This is a genomic window from Sphingorhabdus buctiana, from assembly GCF_042680825.1.
Classification (GTDB): domain Bacteria; phylum Pseudomonadota; class Alphaproteobacteria; order Sphingomonadales; family Sphingomonadaceae; genus Sphingorhabdus_B; species Sphingorhabdus_B buctiana.
The window spans coordinates 135,119-158,396 of the sequence record NZ_JBHUEL010000009.1 but is presented as its reverse complement, the minus strand read 5'-3'; the positions used below and the strand labels follow the sequence as shown (position 1 = coordinate 158,396).

22 protein-coding genes and 1 pseudogene are annotated in these 23,278 nt (G+C 58.2%); 4 read left to right on the top strand and 19 right to left on the bottom strand.

All coding sequences use genetic code 11. The annotated features are described in order from the left end of the window. The 7 genes and pseudogenes from ACFSAG_RS10570 to ACFSAG_RS10540 all read right to left on the bottom strand — a co-directional run. The coding region (locus ACFSAG_RS10570) for a hypothetical protein (protein WP_381514504.1) at positions 1-276 on the bottom strand (276 nt) is incomplete at its 3' end. A 110-nt stretch (positions 277-386) separates the two neighbouring features. Then, complete coding sequence (locus ACFSAG_RS10565; protein ID WP_381514501.1) at positions 387-1,766, bottom strand: aspartate ammonia-lyase; 1,380 nt, start codon at positions 1,764-1,766, stop codon at positions 387-389. A gap of 8 nt (positions 1,767-1,774) precedes the next feature. After that, entirely contained in the window at positions 1,775-2,512 is a 738-nt protein-coding gene (locus tag ACFSAG_RS10560) for an amino acid ABC transporter ATP-binding protein (protein ID WP_381514498.1), read from the bottom strand. Further along, positions 2,505-3,128: pseudogene (locus ACFSAG_RS10555) on the bottom strand (amino acid ABC transporter permease); the annotation flags it as partial. The pseudogene ACFSAG_RS10555 and the gene ACFSAG_RS10560, both read right to left, overlap by 8 nt. Positions 3,129-3,569: 441 nt before the next feature. Further along, on the bottom strand, positions 3,570-4,706 hold the full coding sequence (locus ACFSAG_RS10550) for an ABC transporter permease subunit (RefSeq protein ID WP_381514496.1): 1,137 nt from the start codon (positions 4,704-4,706) through the stop codon (positions 3,570-3,572). Between the two features lie 39 nt (positions 4,707-4,745). After that, the gene (locus ACFSAG_RS10545) at positions 4,746-5,777 is read right to left on the bottom strand and encodes a transporter substrate-binding domain-containing protein (protein WP_381514494.1); all 1,032 of its coding nucleotides are present in this window, start codon (positions 5,775-5,777) and stop codon (positions 4,746-4,748) included. After that, positions 5,774-6,985 (bottom strand): trans-sulfuration enzyme family protein, encoded by a 1,212-nt coding sequence (locus ACFSAG_RS10540; protein ID WP_381514491.1) that lies wholly within the window; start codon positions 6,983-6,985, stop codon positions 5,774-5,776. Before ACFSAG_RS10540 ends, ACFSAG_RS10545 begins: the two co-directional genes overlap by 4 nt. A 92-nt stretch (positions 6,986-7,077) precedes the next feature. Between ACFSAG_RS10540 and ACFSAG_RS10535 the strand changes: the two genes are divergently transcribed. Further along, on the top strand, positions 7,078-8,001 hold the full coding sequence (locus tag ACFSAG_RS10535) for a LysR substrate-binding domain-containing protein (protein WP_381514488.1): 924 nt from the start codon (positions 7,078-7,080) through the stop codon (positions 7,999-8,001). 31 nt (positions 8,002-8,032) lie between these two features. Here ACFSAG_RS10535 and ACFSAG_RS10530 read toward each other — a convergent pair whose 3' ends face one another. Together ACFSAG_RS10530 and ACFSAG_RS10525 are read right to left on the bottom strand one after the other, a co-directional pair. Further along, the gene (locus ACFSAG_RS10530) at positions 8,033-8,503 is read right to left on the bottom strand and encodes a RidA family protein (protein WP_381514485.1); all 471 of its coding nucleotides are present in this window, start codon (positions 8,501-8,503) and stop codon (positions 8,033-8,035) included. A 42-nt stretch (positions 8,504-8,545) separates the two neighbouring features. After that, positions 8,546-11,053, bottom strand: a complete 2,508-nt coding sequence (locus ACFSAG_RS10525) for a TonB-dependent receptor plug domain-containing protein (RefSeq protein WP_381514483.1) — start codon at positions 11,051-11,053, stop codon at positions 8,546-8,548. A 293-nt stretch (positions 11,054-11,346) separates the two neighbouring features. Between ACFSAG_RS10525 and ACFSAG_RS10520 the strand changes: the two genes are divergently transcribed. Together ACFSAG_RS10520 and ACFSAG_RS10515 are read left to right on the top strand one after the other, a co-directional pair. Beyond that, a complete protein-coding gene (locus ACFSAG_RS10520; protein WP_381514479.1) occupies positions 11,347-13,563 on the top strand; it encodes a TonB-dependent receptor family protein in 2,217 nt (738 codons plus the stop codon). Positions 13,564-13,681: 118 nt separating this feature from the next. Next, on the top strand, positions 13,682-14,221 hold the full coding sequence (locus ACFSAG_RS10515) for a phosphatase PAP2 family protein (protein ID WP_381514476.1): 540 nt from the start codon (positions 13,682-13,684) through the stop codon (positions 14,219-14,221). Positions 14,222-14,614: 393 nt separating this feature from the next. On the opposite strand, the gene ACFSAG_RS10510 is transcribed toward ACFSAG_RS10515, so the two are convergent. The 7 genes from ACFSAG_RS10510 to ACFSAG_RS10480 all read right to left on the bottom strand — a co-directional run bounded on the left by ACFSAG_RS10510 (position 14,615) and on the right by ACFSAG_RS10480 (position 19,271). After that, complete coding sequence (locus ACFSAG_RS10510; protein ID WP_381514472.1) at positions 14,615-15,490, bottom strand: MBL fold metallo-hydrolase; 876 nt, start codon at positions 15,488-15,490, stop codon at positions 14,615-14,617. Positions 15,491-15,563: 73 nt separating this feature from the next. Continuing rightward, positions 15,564-16,220, bottom strand: a complete 657-nt coding sequence (locus ACFSAG_RS10505) for a DsbA family protein (RefSeq protein WP_381514470.1) — start codon at positions 16,218-16,220, stop codon at positions 15,564-15,566. Next, positions 16,217-16,615, bottom strand: a complete 399-nt coding sequence (locus ACFSAG_RS10500; protein ID WP_381514467.1) for a disulfide bond formation protein B — start codon at positions 16,613-16,615, stop codon at positions 16,217-16,219. Before ACFSAG_RS10500 ends, ACFSAG_RS10505 begins: the two co-directional genes overlap by 4 nt. Positions 16,616-16,662: 47 nt before the next feature. Beyond that, the gene (locus tag ACFSAG_RS10495) at positions 16,663-17,118 is read right to left on the bottom strand and encodes an SRPBCC family protein (protein WP_381514463.1); all 456 of its coding nucleotides are present in this window, start codon (positions 17,116-17,118) and stop codon (positions 16,663-16,665) included. Positions 17,119-17,138: 20 nt separating this feature from the next. Then, on the bottom strand, positions 17,139-17,534 hold the full coding sequence (locus ACFSAG_RS10490; protein ID WP_381514460.1) for a hypothetical protein: 396 nt from the start codon (positions 17,532-17,534) through the stop codon (positions 17,139-17,141). 17 nt (positions 17,535-17,551) lie between these two features. Then, complete coding sequence (locus tag ACFSAG_RS10485) at positions 17,552-18,934, bottom strand: TolC family outer membrane protein (RefSeq protein ID WP_381514457.1); 1,383 nt, start codon at positions 18,932-18,934, stop codon at positions 17,552-17,554. A gap of 43 nt (positions 18,935-18,977) precedes the next feature. Next, entirely contained in the window at positions 18,978-19,271 is a 294-nt protein-coding gene (locus ACFSAG_RS10480) for a TFIIB-type zinc ribbon-containing protein (RefSeq protein ID WP_381514454.1), read from the bottom strand. Positions 19,272-19,608: 337 nt separating this feature from the next. Between ACFSAG_RS10480 and ACFSAG_RS10475 the strand changes: the two genes are divergently transcribed. Next, on the top strand, positions 19,609-19,911 hold the full coding sequence (locus tag ACFSAG_RS10475; protein WP_381514451.1) for a hypothetical protein: 303 nt from the start codon (positions 19,609-19,611) through the stop codon (positions 19,909-19,911). Between the two features lie 89 nt (positions 19,912-20,000). Here the strand turns inward: ACFSAG_RS10475 and ACFSAG_RS10470 are convergent, their stop codons facing one another. Genes ACFSAG_RS10470 through ACFSAG_RS10460 form a run of 3 tightly spaced genes read right to left on the bottom strand, consistent with a single transcriptional unit; the run spans position 20,001 to position 23,266 of the window. Beyond that, on the bottom strand, positions 20,001-20,927 hold the full coding sequence (locus ACFSAG_RS10470) for a cation diffusion facilitator family transporter (RefSeq protein WP_381514448.1): 927 nt from the start codon (positions 20,925-20,927) through the stop codon (positions 20,001-20,003). 1 nt (position 20,928) lies between these two features. Further along, on the bottom strand, positions 20,929-22,857 hold the full coding sequence (locus tag ACFSAG_RS10465; protein ID WP_381514445.1) for a heavy metal translocating P-type ATPase: 1,929 nt from the start codon (positions 22,855-22,857) through the stop codon (positions 20,929-20,931). Position 22,858: 1 nt separating this feature from the next. Continuing rightward, positions 22,859-23,266 (bottom strand): hypothetical protein, encoded by a 408-nt coding sequence (locus tag ACFSAG_RS10460; RefSeq protein ID WP_381514442.1) that lies wholly within the window; start codon positions 23,264-23,266, stop codon positions 22,859-22,861. Positions 23,267-23,278 lie beyond the last annotated feature (12 nt).

The following is a 23,278-nucleotide window of genomic DNA, read 5'->3' as shown; positions in this document are numbered from 1 at the left end:
CCGTGGAAAGGGCAACAAAAGCTTACCAGCGATCAGGTTAAGGCCAAGGCTGGTTGCACGAGCATCGATCGCAGCAGGACATTGGTGGCTATGGACGTTGTCGCCTTGCACGTCTGGTAGGCCTGATTGGTCACCATTGTCCTCGACTAGCGAGAGAATGTCAACGGTACCATGATCTGAGTGGGCATGTTCCATGCCGGTATGGGCAACCGCGGGTGCATGAGCCATGCCCGAGATAAGCGCAAAACCAAGGAAAAGAAATGCCAACCACTTCATGCTGATGAGCCCTTAACTTGCGCGCCCCACAAGGGCAATCGTTATTTCGAACCAGGATCGATCTTGACCTTTCAAGTTCCGGCTGAAGCGCTCCAAGCTCGCGGAAACCATCAGCGAGCAATCACGCGCTCACTTTGCCAAAGTGCATGCGCGTCATCGATAGAAGAACCGCTAAGGCGCGCGGCCTTCATGATTTCATTGGCAGCTTTGTACCCGACGACTGGAACCAACTCAATGGCGCTGGCCAAACTTCCATCAAGGATTTCTTCGCAACGCTGCTGATCGATTTTTATGCCCGCGATACAGCCCGTTCCCAGTATATCCATTCCCGCAATTAACAATGATACCGCTTCATCAACCGACGACACAATAACGGGCGTAAAGGCATTGAGCTGTAGCTGGCCCGCCTCAGCTGCGAATGTGACGGTAAGGTCGAGCCCAAAAACGCGAAACGCAATCTGGTTAATTGCTTCGGGAATGACTGGATTGATTTTGCCGGGCATGATCGAGGAGCCAGCTTGGCGGGCGGGAAGGACCATCTCGGCGAACCCGCCTCTCGGACCGCTTGAGAGCAGTCGCAGATCGTTGCAAATCTTCGATAATTTTGCTGCGAGCCGCTTAAGAAAGCCGCTGTAAAAGACAAACGCGCCCATATCCCAGCTTGCTTCAAACAAATTCGCCGCTGGAACGACCGGAAAACCGCAAATTTGCCGGAGGTTCTCCACGACGGCCTCGCGGTAGTCCTTGGATGCCCCGGTGCCACTGCCAACAGCAGTGCCCCCGAGATTGATTTCGAGAAACAGTGCGCCGACCTCCCGTCCTCGCGAGACATCCTCTTCGAGCGCGGCGGCGAAGGCCAGAAACTCCTGCTCTGCGGTCATCGGGACCGCGTCTTGCAGCTCGGTACGAGCGAGCTTGCGAACCCCGGCAAACTCGGTCGCTTTCTGGCGGCAAATCGCTGCGAGCCGTTCGATGCTATCTATCAGTGCCAGGTTGGATTCGAATACAGCCAACCGGACCGCCGTGGCATAAGCATCGTTGGTTGATTGATTTCGGTTCACGTGGTCGTTTGGATGAACATGATCATAGTCTCCCGCATTGCGGCCCATCAGAAACAGGGCGCGGTTTGCGATGACTTCGTTCATGTTCATATTGGTCGATGTTCCTGCGCCGCCCTGCAGAATATCGACGCGGAATTGATCCCAATGCATGCCATCGCCAATTTCATCGCAGGCCCGCGAAATTGCGTCGGTGACATCTGCATCGAGTTCGCCAGCTGCCAAATTTGCCCTCGCAGCGGCCTTTTTGACACGCGCGAGATTATTAAGAAGGACTGGCAGAGAGCCGATGGTGCGGCCGCTTATCGGGAAGTTGTCAATGGCGCGCTGGGTTTGAAGGCCATAGAGTGCGTGCGCTGGCACGGAGCCTTCGCCGAGCAAATCCGCCTCGATCCGCCAGCCTGCCGACCGGTCTAGTGATTGCCCGTCCATTCGAGGGATCAATGCAAAATCTGGCTGAGGAAGAGACGGGTCCGTTCGTGACGCGGATTGGCAAAAAATTCGGTCGGCGGACCGGATTCCAGAATATTTCCCTGATCCATGAAGATGACCCGGTCTGCAGCCTGGCGGGCAAATCCCATTTCGTGCGTGACCACGAGCATGGTCATGCCTTCGCTTGCGAGTTCGAGCATTACGTCGAGAACCTCTTTCACCATTTCCGGATCGAGCGCCGATGTCGGCTCGTCGAACAGCATGACACTCGGCTCCATGCACAGAGCGCGCGCGATCGCGACCCGTTGCTGCTGTCCGCCGGACAATTGGCTGGGGCGCTTATGCGCCTGGTCGGGGATTCTGACTCGTTCGAGCAATTGCATGGCCTTGGCTTCGGCGGCGGCTTTCGAAAGCTTCTTCACCCAGATCGGTGCGAGCGTACAGTTTTCGAGGATAGTCAGGTGCGGGAAAAGGTTGAAGCTTTGAAAGACCATACCGACCTGCGTTCGTATGGCTTCGAGCTGTTTGGGCTCGGTACCGACCTTAATCCCATTGACCAGTATCTCGCCAGCCTCGTGCGTTTCGAGCTGGTTGATGCAGCGGATCAGAGTCGATTTGCCCGAACCGGAAGGGCCGCAAATTACGATGCGCTCGCCTTTCGCGACGGACAGGTCGATCGACTTCAAAGCCTGAAACGCGCCGAAACTCTTTGACACGCTCGACAGCGAGATGGCGTTTTCATTCATGGCTGGGTCCTTTGGCTCGCTGCTCAAGGCGGTCGGCAAATCGGCTGAAGCCAAAGCAGAGCGTAAAATAAATGGCGGTAATGAAAAGATATACTTCGACCGAGGGCGAACTCCATTCGGGATCGGCCAGCGCTGCCTTCCCTGAACTGATGAGGTCGAACAATCCTATAACAAGGACGAGGCTCGTATTCTTGATCATGACGATGATCGTGTTGGTCAGCGCCGGAATGACGACCGCTATGGCCTGCGGCAGGATCACCTTGAGTTGGCATTGCCAATAGGAGAGCCCTAGTGCCTGCGCCGCTTCGGCTTGGCCCTTTGGCAACGCCTGCAAGCCGCCGCGCACCACCTCGGCCAGATAGGCCGAGGCAAACATAGTCAGAGCGATCACCGCCCGGGAGAATTTGTCGGGAAGCAGGTCTTCGGGCACGAGCAGCGGCAACATGATCGAGGCGATGAACAATATGCTCAAGAGTGGCAGCGCCCGCGTCAGTTCGATGAAAAGCGTGCTCAGTAGCCTGATAACCGGAAGATCGGAGCGCCGTGCAAGCGCGAGAAGGATGCCGGTTGGAAAGCCGATGCCAATTGCAACCACCGTGAGAAGGAGCGTTACAGGAAGGCCGCCCCAATTGTCGGTCGAGACGGAGGCAAGACCGGCAAAGCCCCCCCCTCATCAGGCCCCAAGACAGCATCAGCGCTACTATCCAGAAGCCTGCAAGCCGCGCGCGCCAGGCCGATGGCCGAATGGAGTAAACAAGCAGGCCGATCAGCAATGTGCAGACGAGCAGCGGTCGCCAACGCTCATCAAACGGGTAGATGCCGAACAGGATCTGGCTGTGTTTGGCGACAATGAAGCTCCAGCACGCGCCCGCCGCCGTTCTGCACGTCTCCGGGACTGCTGGAAAAACGGCGGCGTCGAAGACGGCCCATGTGAGAAAGGGCGGCAAAGCCAAGAACAGGATTACGGCAAATATAACCGTCAAAACGGCATTGAACGGAGAACCCACAAGGCTGCGAACGGCGTTCCAGCCCGGAGCGTCAGATGACAGCTTTTGCATCAGCCGACTCCCTGCTGCACGCGGCGGTTGACCTGGTTCATCAGCGCCGACAGGCTCAAATTGATTGCCAGATAAACCGCGATGATGATGACGGTGCCTTCGATCGCGTGGCTGGTCTTATTGATCACGGTGCCGGTCACGACCATGAAATCGGCATAGCCAATGGCGATGACCAGGGTCGAGTTTTTGACGATGTTGATATATTGGCTGGTCATCGGCGGGATGATGACACGCAGCATTTGCGGAATGACGACCAGACGAAGGGTGCGGCCGCGCGACAAGCCTAAAGCATAAGCTGCCTCCCACTGGCCACGCGTCACCGATTGCAATCCGGTCCTGACGATTTCCGCGACAAATCCCGAGGTGTAAAATGTGAGCCCTGTAATCAGCGTGAAGAACTCGGGCGAGAGGATGAAGCCGCCGACGATATCGGGACCGTTGGCTTTCGGTAATTCGACTGACGCCGACGGGGCAAGCAGGAGCACAATTATCAGAAGCCAGAGCAACGCTGATGCGGCTATTGCCCATTTGACCCAAGGGGGGCAAAGGCCAGTCTCTCTTTGGCGCGATGCGGTTGCCTTTGCGACGCTCCCAATGCCGATCAGTGTCAGCAATACACCGCCTGTGACGCTCCAACCCATACCTTGCAGATCGAGCGCCGGGATCGCGAGGCCGCGAAGCGACAAATACACGCCCTGGATCGGCTCGACGACATCGGCGACAGGCAGCACCTGCCCCAAAAAGCTGTAGAGAAAAAGAAGGAGCAATATCGGCGGCGAGTTTCGCGCGATTTCAACCCAGCTGCGGGCAAAGGATTTCGCCAGGGCATTTTCACTCAGCCGCAATATGCCAAGCCCGGTGCCGATAAACGTCGCAAAAAAAGCGACAAAAAGCGATATGACGAGCGTGTTGACAATGCCGGCGGCGATCGCCCATAAATTGCTGTCTTCGGGCGAATAGGGCAGCCAGCTTTCGGACAGCGTGAAGCCCGCCCGGTCGCCGAGAAATTCCGTTCCCAATTCGATACCGCGGTCCGCAAGGTTGGCCGATGCCGTCGCAACCACTAGCGCGACTGCTCCAAACACCAGAAGAAGCGCAGCAGCCTGGTAGGCGAGATTGCGTTGTGTCCGGTTCATACCAAAAGGACCTTTTTCAAGCGATGGCCGTCCACACCATCAATCCCATGGCAGCGGAAACATCAGGCCGCCCTCGGAATAGAGCTTGTTGAGCCGACGATCCGCCTTGATCGGCGTGTTCTCGCCCAAATTCCGGTCCCAGATTTCCTTGTAATTCCCGACCTGCTTGATCACGTTGTATGCCCATTTGCTATCGAGCCCCATCGACCGGCCGAAAGCAGGATCGCCGCCCAGGATGCGTTTGGTGACCGCATCGCCATTCTTGGCCATGTCGTCGACATTGGCCTGCGTGATGCCGTTCTTTTCGGCCCAGATGAGGACGTTGAAGGTCCAGCGCGCGACATCGAACAGCCGGTCATCGCCACGCGGGATGGCGATCCCGTTGGGCTCGATCGCGTCGCCTGCATACATCGTGCTGTGTTCGGCGGGGTTCTTGGCGACAGTGGCAATCTGGCTTTGCGCTGCCAATCCATCGGTAACATAGGCGTCGCACCGGCCCGCGAAATAGGTATCGCGCGCCGTTATCGTCGAATCGAAATAGACGCGCTTCATCTTGAATTTGTGCTTTTCCTCAAGCTCGTCGAGCGCATTCTCGACGAGACTGCCACCGCCCTGCATGCAGATGGTCCGTCCGCCGAGCTTTGCCGGCTCGGTGATGCCATCGGCCTTGCGGGTAATGACGACATCGCCATCGTAAAGCGTATTGACGACAAAGCGGATGGCCATGTCGCGGGTGAAGGTCAGCGTTGTGGTCCGGGACAGGATATCGATTTCGCCTGTCTGGACCGCGGGAAGGCGCTGGGCGGCATTGAGCGGAACGAAGCGCACCTTGGTGGCATCGCCGAGAATCGCGGCAGCGATTGCCCGGCACACATCGCTGTCGAAGCCCCGCCAAATTCCCTTCTCATCAGGACGCGAAAGGCCGGGTATGCCCTGACTACCGCTACAATTAAGATTTCCGCGCGCCTTGATCTTCTCAACCAAGCTTTCCTTCTTGGCACCATTCGAACAACCCGCCAGAGCCGTACCGAGCAGCAGCCCGATAGAGATACATTTCATCGCTCTTGTCATGGCTGCGCTCTCCCCAAATCTTTATCATTAGCTATGCCGTCAGGCGTCGCAGCCGCCAGGATGCTCAGGCATTTCTCCAAACTGGCCCGCAGGTCTTCCGGGTGCTCCATCCCGATGCTGAGCCTGACGACGGGGCCGTGGTGCGGCGCTGGCGTCGCGGTGCGCAGCGGCGGCTGGTCGAGAACGGCAACGACACTCTTGGTGCCTCCCCAGCTCGCGCCGATGGCGAATTGATCCATCGCCTCAATGGCCTTCGCCAGCAGCGGCCTTGTCCAGGGTTCAAGGAAAAGCGTAATCAGGCCGGTCGATCCGGTGAAGTCGCGCTTCCAGAACTGATGACCCGGATTTTCGGGCAATGCGGGATGGCGGATTTCGCGGACAGCATTGCTTGCTTGAAGCATTGGCAGCAGTTGCAGCGCGCTTTGTTCACACCGGTCGAGGCGAACGGCCATGGTTTCCATCCCGCGCAGGACCAGGCTGGCTTCATCAGCGGAAACGCCTTGGCCCAAAAACCGCGAATGATCTTTGAGCTGGCGGAAAATATCCTCGTTGTTGACGGCAACCGAGCCCATCACAACGTCGGAATGGCCCGAGACATATTTTGATGCGGCGCAGATCGAGAGATCGACGCCGAGGCTCAGCGGTTTGCATCGAAGCGGCGTTGCGTAGGTATTGTCGGCAGCAGTGAGAATTCCCCGCGCCTGGCAGGCCGCCGTGATCGCCGGAACATCCTGGACCTCAAGCGTCATCGACCCGGGCGATTCAACCCAGACAAGCTGTACACTCGAATCGAGCAGATCGGCAATGCGGCTCCCCAACGATGGATCATAGAAGACCGGCTTGATGCCGAGCCGTCCCAGAAACCGGTCGGCAAAGGGTCGTACAGTATCATAGGCGTTATCCGGAAACAGCACGCGCTGGCCGGGAGCACAGAAGGTGAGCGTAGTGAGCGCGATGGCGGCAAAGCCGGACGGCACCACCAAGGCTCGCGAGGCCCCTTCCAATGCAGCGATCGCCTGTTCCAATGTGCGCGTCGTTGGCGTCCCGTAAAGGCCATATGAATAGCCGTCATACATAGCGGACCGGCGGTTCTGATAAGCATCCACGCTGTCGAAAACGATCGTCGACGCGCGATGCACCGGCACCGACAGGCTCGCAAACGCCCCATTGGCTGCTGGCACTTTCAGACATTTGGTCTCGTCGTGCATTCCATTCTCCTTGGAGACAACGCTAGGCGGAGAAGAGACCTTATTCAAATTGAACTATGGCGCTTCATTATGCGTCTATGTTATAATGGCTCATGAATCTGAGCCTCATTGAAGCCTTCAATGCCGTCATGCGAACCGGCTCAACCACCAAGGGCGCCGAGCTGATGGGCGTTTCGCAGCCAGCAATCAGCAGGTCATTGAAACGGTTGGAAGACGTGACGCGGTTGAAGCTGTTCGAGCGTGCCGGCCCCAGATTGATCCCGACGCCGGAAGCCCATCTGCTTTATCAGGAGATACTCGACACTTATGTCGGTATGGATCGCCTTAAACAGGCGGTGGCGCGCATCCGCGCGGTCGGAACGGGATCGTTGCGGATAGCGACTTCAGCTGCTTTGGGGCTCTCGCTCGCCCCGCGCGTTATCAAGCTTTTCATCGACCGGCATCCTGGAGTGACAGTAACCTTCGAGATCGCGAATTCGAGCATCGTCCGCAATCTTATCGCAAGCGGAACGCACGATATCGGCTTGTGCGCCGATGAAATCGATACGACCAATGTGATGACTGAGCCGTTCATTGCAACGCGCGGGATCTGCGTGATGCCAGAAGCCCACCCGCTGGCGGCGCTCGAAACCATCACCCCGATCGACCTCGATGGCGTGCCGCTGGTTTCGCTCGCGCCCGACGACACGGCGCGCAAGCAACTCGACACGGCATTGCGCGGTGCGGGCTCGCAACCCAAGATCGTTGTTGAAACCCAGTTTGCAGCGAGCGTCTGCCAGCTCGTTGCCGAGGGCGCCGGCGTCGGCCTGACCAACGCGATGGCTTTTGTCGCCAGCGAATTTGAAAATCGGGGTCTGATCGCACGCGCTTTTGAGCCGTCGATTACGTTTCGCGCGTTGCTGATTCAACCGCCGCAGCGTGCAAGGTCGCGACAGTTGGACGACCTGCTCCATATTCTGTTGAAGGAACGCGACGCATTGGCCCTTGCCTGCGAAAGCCGCTTCGGCAAGGTCTGATGGCTGGGTATATCCGAGCGTTTTTGACGCGTTAAGCGTAGTCGGCAAGCTGAAATTGTGCGCTCACTTCCACAGCTGCGCCGAACGGCAGACTGACTACGCCAATAGCTGCACGAGCGTGACGCCCCTTTTCACCAAGAACGCTTACCAAAAGATCCGAGGCACCATTGATCACGGTCGAATGTTCCTCGAATGAAGAGGTGGAACGGACAAATCCTGAAATCTGGATGCAACCTGCCAACCGGCCAAAATCCCCGCCGACTGCTTCCTTGAGAACCGCAAGCACAGCAATGGCGCACAGCCGTGCCGCTTCCACCCCCTGGTCGATGGGCAATCCGTCGCCAAGACATCCAGTCAACAGCCCATCGGCTCCACGCGGCAACTGCCCCGAAATTGTGACCACCCCCTTATGCGAGGTAAAGGGGACATAATTTGCCACCGGCGGCGGCACATGCGGCAAGGCAATACCCAGTTTGGCAAGTTGGCGATCAACCATATTCATGTCTGCATCCATGTCGGTTGATCGCCCCGTGCATCTGGAGCTTCAGAACTTTGCCGTGCCGCGAACATACCAGAACCCGCCGCTGAACCCGAAAGGCGAGAATTGCGGATAGACGATACCGTTATTGTTTTGGCCGATCCGGCGATCCTTGTCTGGATAGACATCGAACACATTGTCGGCACCGACCGCCAGACGGAAAGTATCGTTGATATCATAACCCAGTTCGAGGTCGACGAGGATCTTGGAACTGAAAGTTTGATCAAAGGAGTTGGCGGTCGGCACCGCGTTGGCGACCGCATCGGTCCATTTGCCGTAATAGCTCCCTCTCACGAGCGCTGAAAAAGGTCCCTTTTCGAGATTGGCCGACACATTACCGCGCCATTTCGGATTGAACGCGCCGATTTCGATGCGGCGCTCGCGGTCAACGGCGCGCGCATCACGGATATTGGTAACAGCGCTGGAGGTGTAATTGAGTGACGCGGTCAGCCCCAGATTGAACCCGCTGTCGAAACGCCACGTTTTGGCAAAAACCGCGTCGAAGCCCTCGGTTTTGGAGTCGAAGAAATTACCAAAGAACCGAACGGATTGAACGTCGCCAGGATTGATCCCTCGGGCAAGCATTGCCGCGCGATCAGCGGCAGATATGGGAATGCGCGATGTAAGCGCGATACGCTGATCGACCTTGATGTTGAAATAGTCGAGCGTGAATATCCATCCGCCAGGCAGGTCAAAGACGATGCCCGCCGCTATATTCTTGGACTTCTCGCGGTCGAGCGGTTGCGCGCCATAAAACAGGGCAACAGGATCGGTCGGCGGCCGTGTGGCCGTGAGCAATAGTCCGCCGGTCACGAGATCGATATTGGTCGCGACGTCCGAGATGTTTGACTGCCCTGGCGTCGGCGCACGGAAACCGGTGCTGTAAGATGCGCGCAGGGCCAGCCAGTCGGTCAATTCATAGCGCCCCGACACCTTCCAGTTAAACGTACTGCCGAAGTCCGAAAAATCTTCGTAACGGCCGGCAACGCCCAGCGTCAGACCGTTGGCGATCTCGCCTTCGACATCCAGATAAGCCGCCCAGTTCGACCGGGAGAATGTGCCTGCGGTCGATGGATCGTAGCCCGGAAAACCCGATGAGCCGACTGCGAGACCGGTCGGAAGACCGGTGTTCGGATCGATAACACGAGCGAACGGACCGGCGACATAGGAAGCGACATCACCGGCAGTGATCTCGAATGTCTCGCGCCGGAATTCACCGCCAAAAGCGATATTCAGCGGCTCGAAAAACCCGACCTCCCACGGATAGACAAAGTCCGCATGAAACTGCGTTTCACGCTGTTCGACTTTGCCCGGATTGAAACTCGTCGGCGAATTCGGGCCGAGTGACGGATTGACGGTATTGGAGAGCCGGTATTTGATGCTATTCTGCGCAAGGACCGCGCTGAAGTCGTAACTCAAGCCCCCAGTCTCGCCCTTCAGCCCGCCCGCGAGGCTGAGATCTTTGATTTCGGTTCCAAAGATCGGGGTGAAGCCACCGGGAAACTGCGTCGCAAAAGTAAAGCGCGGCCCGCCCAGCGTCGTATTGAGCGGTACACTCCTAAAAATGTCGGTTCGAGTGACAGGGTTTCGATAGAAGAATTCCGTGTCGCCCGTGCTCCAACTGTAATTGCCGAAGAGATAGGCTGTCGCGCTATCGGAGGCTTGCACTTCGGAGTTGATAAACAGCCGCGCGGACTCGGTGTTCACATTGCCCCAACGCTGCGCGGGCACGGGAACAGCTGTGTTCCCCGCATTGATGAGCGCTTGGGCGTCTGGGCGCTGGGCGCCGCGTGACGTCGGTTTGGCGCGAACATATTCGCCGCTTATATTGAAGAAGCCGTCGGCTGTCAGGGGAAGACCAGCATTGGCCTGAAGGGTCAAGTCTTGCCCGTCGCCTTCATAATATTGGCCATATCTGGCGCTAACCGTCAGTCCGTCGCGGTCATCCTTGAGCCGGAAGTTGATAACGCCCGCAATGGCGTCCGAGCCATATTGCGCCGCCGCACCGTCTCGCAGTACTTCGATGCTCTTGATGGCATTCGACGGGATTGTTGACAGGTCAGCGCCTTGCGCTCCAGCCGCGAGCGGCTGATTGGTGATCTGAACGAGAGCGGACCGGTGGCGGCGCTTGTTGTTGACCAGCACCAAGGTTTGATCAGGCGGAAGGCCGCGCAGGCTGAACGGTCGGACAAAGGCAGATCCGTCCTGCGCGACGAACTTCTGGACATTCAGCGAAGGCACGGCGGTTTTCAGCGCATCGTTGAGATTGGACGATCCCTGCCGCTCAAGCGTGTCGCTCGAAACGATATCAACGGGTCGCGCCGATTCGATTGCTGTCACGCCGTCGCGACGGGTTCCGGTTACAATGATTTCTTGGCCCGCAGCGTCTTCGGCTTGCGGCTCTGTATCCTGCGCCGTTGCGGGGGCGCAAGCGATGAACACACCTGAGACCAATGAGAGTACTGAAGCTGAATGTTTTAAAGCCCGACCAGTGGTCCCAATATCTTTGGCCATTTTCCGTCCCCTTTCCCTCATCGGCCAGCCCTGCCCGCAAAACCATATCGGAAGATCGCTGCCGGTTGATTGTCACAATCGTATTGGGCAACTGTTAGCCTAACTTCAAATACGGTTATTGCGGCATATTATGCAGAATTGATATAATTGCGAAGAAATCTTAGGTCTGTTGGCAATGCTTCCATGTTGGTGAGCTCTGCGGTCAAGCGCAATCATTAACGCTAATGAGAACTGCTTGCATTAGCGTTAATGATTGGTATTGGTTAGTCGAAGGTCAAGCCAAAGGAGTAATCGTGCGCTTTCTATCATCAGAGAAAAATGGCTGCCGCCGACTATCCTTGGTCGCTGCTCTTGCGGTTCCGACGGGCATCGCTTTCCCTCAGTATGCCTGTGCAGCGGACGACACTGCGACCAATGATCCCGACCATATCCTGGTCGTAGCGGAACGCTTGGACGATCCGGCGGCTGGTGCAAGCAGCTTGCTGAGCCAGACCGAACTCGAAAATGCCCGTGTTTTCAATATCAATGAAGCACTGCGCAAGGTCCCGGGTCTTGTTGTGCGTGATGAAGAAGGCATTGGCCTGCGCCCAAATATCGGGGTTCGCGGGCTCAACCCTACCCGGTCGACCAAGATCCTTCTGCTCGAGGATGGCATTCCGCTAACCTATGGCCCTTATGGTGATAACGCATCCTACTACCATCCTCCCATTGACCGCTTTGCTGCGATCGAAGTGCTAAAAGGCTCCGGACAAATCCTCTATGGTCCGCACACTGTTGGTGCGGTCATCAACTATGTCACTCCACCGGTTCCGGATGTGTTTTCCGGCAACGTCCGGGCATCTCTAGGCAATCGCGATTTTTACGATGTGACAGCAAGCATCGGTGGCCCCCTCGGGTCCGACACCGGGGTGAATCTTAACGTGACCCGTAAAGCCAGCGACGGATCGCGCGACAATCTGCACAGCGCCCTCACCGACCTCAACATCAAGCTGGAGCAACAATTGGGCGCGGCCCACACGATCACGCTTCGGGCCAGCATGTATGATGAAAACAGCCGCCAAACCTATAGCGGACTGACGCTCGCCGAATACCGCTTCGATCCGAGATACAACCCTTTCGTCAACGACCGGTTCAATACCCGGCGCTATGGACTGTCAGCCACCCATGACTGGGGTCTGGCCGATGAATTGAAGCTCAAAACCACCGCCTTCTATAGCTATTTTGACCGCAATTGGTGGCGTCAGTCTTCAAATTCGTCGCAACGCCCCAGCGATTCGAGCGACGCCGCCTGCGGTGCAGCAATCATTCTGCCGAACGGTGTTTCGAGCATGCCCAATCTGTCGACCAGCTGTGGTACCGAAGGGCGGTTGAGGACCTATAATGTTTACGGGCTCGAACCGCGCCTGTCGTGGACACCGGGCTGGGGGCAGATCGACGCCGGCGTCCGCATCCAGAGAGAGACGCAGGACCGCCGCCAGATCAACGCCGACACGCCGAACGGGCGAACGGCAGGGACCGGGCCAAATGGCGGCATCAGGGAGTCGAGCTTCCGTGAAATCAATGCCTATTCCGGTTTTGTGCAGGCGCGGCTGGATTTAGGGAAGCTCGCCATCACGCCAGGCGTCAGGGTTGAAAACATCAATTACCGTCGCAACGAACGCCTGACCGCGATTCAGGGCAAAACTTCGGTGACCGAAGTCATACCGGGTATCGGGCTGACCTGGCGGCCTTCTGACCGGGTTACGCTTTTCGGCGGTGTCCATCGCGGTTTCTCGCCACCGGGTGTCGCTGACATTGTCACGGCTGCTGGCGGGACGCTCGATCTCGACGCCGAAAAAAGCTGGAACTACGAACTGGGCTTCCGGGCGCAGCCGACTGACGGGTTAGGCATCGAAGGCACGTTATTCAGGCTGGATTTTTCGAACCAAGTCATTCCCGGAAGTATCGCGGCGGGCAACCCCGCAGGCGCGGTAAACGCCGGAAAGAGCCTGCATCAGGGTCTGGAATTTCTGGCCACTGGCGATACGCGTGCAGCAGGCCTGACCGAGGGCTGGGCGCTAACCGGTCGCATCGCATGGACATGGCTTGCCGATGCAAAATTTGCAGCTAATCGGTGTGAGCTTCTGGCGGGTTCGGCCGCAATGGCGCCTTGCGATGCGGGCGAAGTCAATGTGCGCGGACGAAGGTTGCCTTATGCGCCCGAGCATACCATCACGGCAATGCTCGGTTTTGATGCAGGCCCGATCCGCGCCGAAGCGGAATATGTCTACGTTGCATCGCAATTCGGGGATAATCTGAACACGGTCGCAATCTCCGCCAACGGGCAGAGGGGACAGATTCCATCATACGGAATCTGGAATGTGGCGCTGAATTGGGATGTCGGTGATCGACTAACGCTGTTCGCCACCGTCAAGAATGTGGCCAACAAGACCTACATCGTCGACTTGATTCGCGGCATTCTGCCCGGCAGCCCACGGCTGGTGCAAGTGGGCGGGTCAGTTCGCTTCTAGGGCTCAAGGTCCTTCCCAACCCCGGCTTCACTGTTGGTAGACAGGCGAATCTAGACCGTTATGGAAGGCCATAGTCCATAAGATCGAGCGTTAATCTGAAGCTTACGAAGGGCGGATCATGAGGCTACGATTGTTGTCAGCAGCTGCGTTAGTCTCTTTCGCATCGCCTTTACATGCCAAACCTAGCGACTGGCAGACAGCAAGCAACGTAGCCGTGTATTCCCTTATGGCACTCTCGATTGGATTGCCAGCGGCGCAGGGTGACAAACCCGGAGCCTTTCAGGCGGCCGGCAGTATTGCCGCCACATCGCTCGTGACCGAGGGAATGAAGGAGGCTTTTCCCAAAAGCAGACCTGACGGCTCCGATCGCAAGAGTTTTCCTTCCGGCCATGCGTCGCGGGCTTTTGCTGCAGCCGCGACGCTCTACAACCGCCAAGGACAGAAAATCGAAATTCCTGCCTTTGTGGTCGCCGGCTTTGTCGGCATCGCGCGGGTTGAAGGAAAGAAACACTATTGGACTGACGTGGCTGCTGGCGCTGCTCTCGGAACGGCCGCAGGCTTTCTGATAACCAACGCCGCTCCTCCGGGAAATCAGGCAGCCTTGTCTCCTTGGGTCGAACACAAAGGTGGAGGTTTGAGCCTCGCGATACGTTTCTAGGATCCGAAATCATCGGCAATATGTCCCACCGCACGGTGATGTCATTAACCGTTATCCCGCGAGAAAGCCTGGGACACGACGGAATCTTTAGTCTCGAATGGGCGAGGCGTAAGGTTGAGCGCCTTCTACCGTATGATATACGCAGGTTCCTCAGCTGATGACGGCTTATTCTTCCAGGCCCAGCCCGTCATTCAGAAACATACCCATCACCAGAATTGAGCAGAACTGCCCGCTGGGCGCATGCCGGAAATGTTTCGGATTCCAGACATCCTGCTTTTCCAACAATTGCAGGCTGAAGCAGACCTTCACCCGTCGGGTGATATGAGTTTTCTACTCTAAGGACGCCACAGACAGATGAGGCAGCCAATTGGGAGTGATGCGTGTGAAACCCATCTATCCCTTAAAGCCGAATTCGACAGGAATCTTGAGATAGCGCACGCCATTGGCTTCCGCCTTGGGAAAACGACCGGCACGCAAATTGACTTGAATCGCGGGCAGCAGCAATTTCGGCACCGCGAGCGTGGCATCTCTTGCTTCGCGCATTGCTACAAATTCATCCTCGCTGATGCCGTCATGGACATGGACGCTTGTGCGGCGCTGTTCACCGACGCTGGTTTCCCAGCGATAGTCGTCTCGGCCCGGTGCTTTGTAATCGTGGCAAAGAAACAGGCGGGTTTCATCGGGTAAGCTCAGCACGCGCCGGATGGATCGGTAGAGCTGACGCGCATCGCCGCCGGGAAAATCGGCACGCGCAGTGCCATAATCGGGCATGAACAGCGTGTCCCCGACAAAGGCGGCATCGCCGATCCGATAGGCGATGTCGGCGGGTGTATGGCCCGGGACATGCATTACTTCGACGTCAAGCGTGCCGATGTTGAAGTGCTCGCCATCGGCGAACAGACGGTCGAAATCCGATCCGTCGGTCTCCAGATCCTCGAGCGAGAATACTGGGCGGAAGATTGTCTGCACGTCGCGGATATGTTCGCCAATGCCGATTGCCGCCCCGGTTTTCGCCTTGATGTAGGGCGCGGCGGAGAGGTGATCGGCATGAGCGTGCGTTTCGAGCACCATGACGATCCGCCAGCTGCGCTCTGCTGCCGTCGAGATTATCCGCTCGGCGGAACGCACATCGGCTCTACCGCTCGCCAGAACGAAATCCAGGACCGGATCGATGACGGCGGCTTCCCCGGAGGCGGGGTCGGCGACCAGATAACTGATCGTGTTTGCGGGTTCGTCGAAGAACGCTTCGATCACGGGTTGTTGCGGCATGCTGAATTCTGGTGGGTTGTGGCGGTTCGATCCTGGCTCTGCCGGACCCCACTATTTCTATTCGAAGCCGCCTTCACTTTTGCTTAGTCCCGCGTCGAGCCTCGACTTCGGCGCGAACCTGCGCATAGAGTTGCTCAGGACCGAATTTTGCCAAGGGTTGGCCATTTACGAAGAAGCTTGGTGTTCCCTTGACGCCGAGTGTGTTCGCATCGGCGATATCGGCTTCCATGAGCGCATTCGCAGCAGCGGCTGACATCGAACGGGCCTTCTCAACATCCAGCCCGGCGGCCCCAGCGGCCGACCACGCGCCGGTCATGTCGCCATCATGCCATGAGGGCTGCGCGTCAAGAAGCGCTTCCATCACCGGCTCCAAGACGCCTTGCGCGCGTGCGGCCTCAAGGATACCAATCGCTTCGGCAGAGCCTTGGTGCAGCGGCAGGTAGCGCATGACGAGGCGGACATCCTTGGGATAGGCAGCCAGTATCTCCTTCACCGCCGGGTAAAAGGCACGACAAGCTTCGCAGGAGGGATCAAAAAATTCGACAATCGTGACCGGGGCAGTTTTAGGCCCGATAATCGGCGAATGAGGGCGCACCAATGCCTCCGCCGTTATAACCGCGACTTCGGCTGCCGGTTTGCCTGCAACCGTGCTGCTGTAGAGGGTCGCGCCGGTCGCAAATGCACCAGCGGCAAGAACGCCTGTCAAAATGACTGCAAAACGCCTGTTCATGATTTGAATCTCCGATTGATAAGGACGAGAAAAAGCAGGATGGCCGTGAACGCAACCAGCGAGAGTAGCGGGATCGGAAGCTGGCCAAATAGCGTCATTTCGGCATCCGAGCACGAAGGTCCCGAACCGCATGGTTGGATCGCCTCGGGGACAACACCAAAATAGATCGTGAGATGATAGAGCGCGATCGCCCATCCCGCCGACGCGAGCGTGAAGGCGTAGGGCAGAACGGCTCGGTCCGCCCTGTAGGTTGCAATGCCGAGCATGAGAGCCAGCGGAAACATGAAGGCCCGTTGGAACCAGCACAATTCACACGGCACCTGTCCCATGACTTCGCCGATAAAGACCGCACCCAGGCTAGACGCCAGCGCTACTATCCAGGCAGCAAACAGCATGGCCCAAGCACCGCGACCGGATTCATGCAATCTTGGCCCAATGTCGATCATCGGCCCTGCCCCAATTTGGGTGTTTGTTTTGGTGTCAGATGTCGAGCCAGCCAGTCGAGCGGGAGCTGGAATTTTTCAGTAAGCCGCCGGCGAAACAGATATCCCGCGAAGAACGGCAACAGGCCTGCGATATCAGCGCTATGGATAACCCTGACTTGTGTTCCTTCACGGACTAAATCATATCTTTCAGTGATCATGGCAACGCCTTTGACGCCGAATTCCATCGACATCTTGTGCGTCGGTTGAAGCGTCGTGATCTTGGCTTTCATGCTCATGCCTCGCGGGGCTTCAACGCTGCTCCGGTAGAAATAGTCGACCTCGGCTCCTTCCTTGGCCGGCCCTTCGATTTCGACAAGCGGATGCCAGCTGCGGTAACGGGGGAAATCCACCAACGCGCCCCACACCTTGCTCAGGCTGGCCGAAATGAGCACTTCAGTGCTGATCTTCATCATGCAACTCCAAATCAGAATGATCAGTGACGGCGATGGCCGCTGCCATGGTGGCCACCGCGATGCCCCCCGCTGTGAAAGACGAACCCAATCCCGCTGCCGTAGTGACGCGGATAGGGGTAATAAGGGGCATAGCCATAGCCGCTATACGGTCTGCCTGTCGCAGCGGCGACAAGGCATGTGGCTGCCTCTTTCGACCCCCCAGAACCGGGTTTCATCGTATCGGGGAGCAAGTCCTGCGGTGCGGCCGTCACACTTTGATCGGGGGCGCTTACAGCTTGTGCAGGAAAGGCACCAGGAGTGCTGCAGGGAACGATGAAATAGGCAAGCTTGGGCCGCTCACTTTGATAGGAGGCGCAACCACCCAGAGTGCCCGCTGCAGCCACAATAATGACCGTTTTCAGTATAGTCGCTCTCATCGTCCTTCTCCTTTTCGCTACTGTGATTCCTTCGGTTCAACGTCAGGGTTTGGCGTATCGACAGCGCTGCTGCGCTGAGTGGGGTCGAACAGCGGTCCGCCGAAAAGATTGAGGTAGCGCGCCTCGGCCCGCCCCATGGCGGCAAGCAGCGCGAAACTTGCAACGTAAGCGTCGCGCCGGGCAGTAACGAGTTGCACCTTGCTGTTCAGCAACTCCTGTTCGGCATTAAGCACGTCGAGCACATTGCGGTTACCTACCGAATTCTCCGCGCGAACCCCTTCAAGCGCGAGTTCGTTTGCCGACACTGCGGCTTGGGCAGAGACGATGACGGTCTGCGTCGCACGGTATCTGGAAAAGGCGGCGCGGGTATCGGCAACGATGCGTCGTTCGACAAAGACTTCTTGCTCGAGCGTCTGGCCGAGTACGGCCTGTGTCCGCCGAACCTGCGCCGCCGGCAAGCCGCCCTGATACAGCGGAATACTGGCCGAAAGCCCAATTGTTGCGGCGGTTTGCTGCTGTTGGAAGGTGCGTCCCGGAAGCGTGCTGCCCAGGGTTCCAAGATAATTACTGTATGTACCCGAAGCGACTGCTGAAAGCCGGGGCAGACGCGATGCTCCGGCGACCTTGATATCGAACCTCGCCGCGACCACATCTGCCTTTGCGGCTTCGAGTTGGGGGTTGCTATCTAGTGCAACCACCAAAGCGTCGTCTGCAGTTTGGGGCAAGGCCTGCAATTCGGCTGGTTGCTCGAGATCCCGGGCAGGGATTCCGACAAACCGAAGATAGTTTTCGAGACTGGCGTCGAGTTGGGATCGGACTAGCTCAAGCTGGCCTTTTGCCGCCTGGAGACGCGCTTCGGACTGCGCGACATCGGTCCGCGTGAGATCGCCCACCTCGAACCGGTCGCGCGACGCTTCCAGATTGGTCGCCAGGACGGCAACATTTCGATTGTTCAGTTCGACGATTGCAGTGTCGCGCAGGACGTCCATGTAGACCGATACAATCGCAGTAAAGACGTCGGCTTCGGTCGAACGCAAAATGGCTCTGCCGGCAAGAACTCGAGCATCGGCAGCCTTCACGGAATTTCTGACCCGTCCTCCCTGATAAATAGGAAAACTGACATTGGCACCGGCATTTGCGGCTCTGAGTGGGGCTGAAAAGCTGTTTGCCGAGCGCAAAAGAAACTCTTGATAGTCAGCGGTTGCGCTAATTGTCGGCCGGCCCGCCGCAAGCGCAATGGGTACGCCTTCGTCGGTCGCTCGCAGGGCAGCCCGGGCGCCTGTCAGGCTCGGATTGGTTTGATAAGCAATCGCCAATGCTTCTTGCAGGGTGTCCGCCCTCGCATTGCCTGGCAATAGCAGCATCGCCAAAGCAATGGGGGTCACAACAAATACTCTCATGATCCTCTCCTCATGCGCGAAACGGGCCCGCGCGAATTCTTCATCAGTCGAACAGCTCTGCAAGGAAGCCCTTACGGCGACCATCGTGTCCTCGACCGCGATGTTCGCGCCCGTGCCGATCGCGCGGATAGTCGTCCCGGCTCCCGGCGCGCTCAGCCTCGGAAGGCTTGGTTTCACTGCGCTCGATGATCTTGTCGAGTTCACCCCGGTCGAGCCAGACCCCCCGGCATTGCGGGCAATAGTCGATCTCCACACCCTGCCGTTCGGACATGGTCAGCTGGACCCGGCAAGCCGGGCAAAGCATGCCTGTTTCAGATTCTGGTGATGACTGCGTCATTTCGGCCTCCTTCAGGTTTGTCCGACAATCGGTGCTGATGTGATTGTGCGGCGATGGCTTCGGGCTCTGCCAGAATGCCGCAATTCACCGGTGTAGTTTCGCCGTGGGCGCGGCAGGGGAGACCTGCGCCCACGGCGCGGTCCGCTATCACAAAGCGTCGGGGCTTCTTCTAGGGCGGAAGCCTCAAGCCGGACGTCGAGCGGGGACCGATAGGGTGTAAGGATGAGGGGCAGCGGACGCCGAAGCCTACAAAAATGGTTCGGCCTGTGTTCAGCAGAACCGTTATAGTGCGAGACGATGGATCTGAAAAATGGGCATGTGAGTCGAGGAGAGTGAGATGAAAAAAGCAATATTTGGCATGGCAGTGCTGTTGACGGCCGTTGTCGCGCAACCCGCTTTGGCGCGGGATCATCGTGGCGACCGGCATAGCGAATATCGCGAACGCCACCATGAAGACAATCGCGGCGGTTACCGGGATCAGGGCTATCGTTATGATGGACATTCAGATCGGCGCTACGCCAGAAATTATGAAGGCTATTACGAACCCCGCCGCGACCGGCACTTTGACCGCGGAAACTATTATTATGACCGGCATGGACGCAAGGCTGAGCGGCGGCATCACCGGCGCAATCATCACTGAAACCGGGACTGATTCCGCAAGGCTGGCACCGCGTTTTGCCTGCCAGCTGAAGCGGGGTAAAGCGTCCTAGCGCTTCATTTGAAATGGCCTCAGGCATGTAGCGCCTCGGCATCGCCGCACGGTTCGGTTTCGGTTTGAAGCGTGGCATGGTGAATCTTGAATTTCTGTTCCAGCATTTCTGCGACTGCTATGCGGGTCGTCTCACCAATTGCCTTTGGTTGAAGAACAAGGTGCGCTGTCAGACTGGCATCGTCTCCTGCCACCGACCACAAGTGCAGGTCATGGACGCCCGCGACGCCCGGCACCCCAGCCATCGCGCTGCGGACCATGTCAAGGTCGAATCCGCGCGGCACGCCCTGAAGCAAGATATGCGTGGTATCACGAAGCAGGGTCCAGGTGCGGGGCAGCACCCACAAACCAATGGCTATGGCGACGATCGGGTCGATCCAGGTTTTACCGGTGAGCCAGATCGCAATGGCAGCCGCAATTACGCCCAATGATCCAAGCATATCGGCCCAGACTTCGAGATAGGCGCCCTTCATATTCAGGCTGGTTTCTTTGCCACCCGCCAGCACCCGCATAGCAATAAGGTTTATGACAAGTCCGAGGCTGGCGACGGCCAACATACCAAGCGATTCAACTGGCTGCGGGTTAAAAAAACGCGAAACGCCCTCGTAAAGGACATAGCCCGCGACGACGAACAACAGGACCGCGTTAAAGGCAGCAGCGAGAATTTCAAATCGCCTATAGCCATAGGTGCGCTGTGCATCGGCAGAGCGCTGGCCGATCTTCACCGCGACCAGCGCGATGGCAAGGGCGGCCGCATCGGTAAACATATGGGCGGCGTCAGACAAAAGAGCGAGGCTGTTGAACCAATAGGCACCAACAAGTTCTGCGATCAGAAAGCTGCCGGTTAGACTGAGCGCGATTGCAAGATTGCGCGTGTTCGCGCCTGCGGCGTGATTGTGGCCCGGTGTTCCGTGTCCCTCGTCGCCGTGATTATGCCCTGCCGCCATATCAACCTCCTCCAACGCGAAGTGTGTCTGCGGGTTCGGGCAGCGGTCTGAATGTCCAGAACAACAGCAAAGCGTTCAGCGTTACAAAAATAGTGGCACCGGTATCGGCAATAATTGCGGTCCACAAATTGGTCAGCCCAAATACCGCGAGCACAAGAAAAACAAGCTTCAATCCCACAGCGATCACAATGTTGATCACAATGGTCTTGCGGGTCGATCTTGCGAGGCGGATTGCATCGGGAACGCCGAGCAGTCGGTCGCGGAGCAAGCCCACATCCGCCGTCTCGATTGCGACGTCGGTGCCTCCGCCCATTGCGAGCCCTATCGAGGCCTTGGCAAGCGCGGGCGCGTCGTTGACTCCGTCCCCTACCATCAACACGGGCGCTTCGGCTTTTAGTGCATCAATGCGCGCGAGTTTGTCGGAAGGCATGAGTTCGCCTTCGGCCTGCATACCCAGCGGCGCGGCGATGGCTTCGGCTGTCCGCTGGTTGTCGCCGCTCAGCATCAATGTTCGGATGCCAAGTCGGGCCAGCGCGGCGATCGACCGTGCCGCATCCGGCCGGGCTTCGTCGCGGCTGGCAATGAAACCGGATATTTGCCCGTCGACAAGCACAACCGCAACGGTCTTGCCTTCGCGTTCGCGCGCCTCGATCAACACCGCCATCGAAGGGTCCAGTTGAGGGGCCGCGCGCGGACTCAAAATCGCGATCCGACGCGCCTCAACCACGCCTTCGACGCCCTCTCCCTGGCGGATGCGGACATCGCTGGCAAAGGTGATGGCAATGCCACGCCTTTGCGCTTCTGCGACAATGGCGCGTGCGACAGGATGTGACAGCCCGCTCTCCACGGCTGCGACAAGCCGCAAAAGTTCACCGCTGTCACCTTCGATGTCGGTGACAACCGGGTGGCCAAGGGTGAGCGTTCCGGTCTTGTCGAATGCGGCGATCCCAACGCGCCCAAGCATCTCGAGCGCGGCACCGCTCTTGATCAATATGCCGCAGCGCGCAGCGGTGGCGATACCGGTAGCAATGGCCGCAGGGGTCGATAGAACCAGTGCGCACGGGCATGCAATGAGCAGCACCGTCAGCGCGCGGTAGACCCAGACCGACCAATCGCCGCCAAAGGCCAAAGGCGGAATGATCGCAACCAAAGCCGCGATTATTATAGCAGCGGGCGTGTACCAGCTGCTGAAACTGTCGATGAACCGGGCGGTGGGTGCGGTTGTTGCCTGCGCCTCGGCGACGAGATCGCCGATGCGCGCGACAACGCTATTGGCTGAATCCTTGGTCACTTCGACCCGGAGATTGCCGTCGCCATTGATGCTGCCGGCGAAGACCTCGCTGCCAGCGGCTTTTGATACCGGACGGGATTCGCCCGTAATCGCAGCCTCGTTGAGTTCCGATTCGCCCGAAACTATCTTTCCGTCGGCGGCCAGCCTGTCGCCTGCGGACACCAGCAGGATCATTCCGACGCGCAGTTCGGCAGCACTCACCGTCTTTCGCGCGCCATTGTCTTCGATGACCGCCTCGGACGGGAGAAGTTCGGCAAGTGCCCGGAGCCCCGAACTGGCGCGCGCTGCGGCAAAGCCTTCAAGCAATTCGCCCAGCGAGAAGAGCGCCACGACAACCACCGCTTCGGCCCCGGCCCCGATCGGCAGGGCTCCGAGGACCGCAATGGTGACGAGCGTTTCGATGCTGAAAGGCTGTCCGCCAACGCCCTTGCGGGCAGCCGAGAACGCAAACGGCAGGACGGCAATGATGGCGCCCAATCCATAGGCAAGCTGCGCATTTGCAGGCGACAGCCAGGCAATCGCATAAGCAAGGCCTGCACACACACAGGCCAGGCCGAATGTTCTCAGCCCCTCGCTTTCGAACAAGGTTCGGCGCGTGTTCGGCTCGCTATGTCCGTGTTCGGTTGCGGTGGCGGCCATCTCAATGCTCGCCCTGTGCAGCATTGGCCTTCAACGCATTTTCCGGGCAGCGGTGGAAAACCCGCGCGACGCCGCGATAATTGCGGGTCACGAGCTTATCGGCGGTGCGCTCCTCGATTGTCAGACGTTTCAGCTCGTTCGGGGTCATCATGTCTTTGTAGGGCATGTGGCTGTGCGTGTAGGCGATGGCCTTGCCCTCATCCTTCCACAGGCCGGTAGCCGATGGTCCCCGATCGGGTAGCTGGACCTCAACATAATAGCCGTCTGCCAAGAAGACCCAGGCGGGTCCCGTCTCGCAGTTGCGGGTTTCGCCAAGGCTCCAGACGCCCGGCATGTAAGGCGGGCCGAACGTCTGGGCCGGTGCCGGAGCGGCGAGCGCCCCCGCGACCAGCAAAGCCAATCTATGCATGGTCTCTCTCCG